At 64.8% G+C, this 449-nt stretch carries 1 protein-coding gene; it reads left to right on the top strand.

All coding sequences use genetic code 11. The features are described 5' to 3' along the window. The coding region (locus tag RM572_RS29250) for a Scr1 family TA system antitoxin-like transcriptional regulator (protein WP_311676368.1) at positions 1–449 on the top strand (449 nt) is incomplete at both ends.

Here is a 449-nt window from a genome sequence, read left to right as displayed (position 1 = left end):
GATCCGTAAGCTCAGACTGGCCCAGGGCTGGGACGTTACCGACCTGGCGGCGAAGGTGTTCGTCAGCCCGGGACGGATCAGCTCGATCGAGACCGCGAACGACCCGCCGGGGCGGGATCTCACGGTGAAGCTGGAGCAGGTGTTCGACGCGAAAGGCGCCCTGTTGGAGCTTCAGACGCTCATCAGGGCCGAGGCGTTCAAGAACTACGCCCAGCGGTTCCTGCGCGATCAGGCCAGCGCTCGGTCGATACACGAGTTCTCGCCCGGAGTGCCGGGACTGCTCCAGACCTCCGACTACGCACGGGCGTTGATGGCGGTGAGCTTCACGGACAATCCCCAGGGTTTGGAGGATTCCGTGGTTCGACGGACCGAGAGGCAGGAGGTCGTCGACGGGGAGAATCCGCCATGGCTCTGGGTCGTTCTGGCCGAGTCTGCTCTCTGCCAAGTCC

This window comes from Streptomyces hazeniae (assembly GCF_031845485.1).
In the GTDB taxonomy this organism is placed as follows: domain Bacteria; phylum Actinomycetota; class Actinomycetes; order Streptomycetales; family Streptomycetaceae; genus Streptomyces; species Streptomyces hazeniae.
Note: the sequence above shows the minus strand (reverse complement) of the source record. Positions and strands in the feature narration are given on the sequence as shown.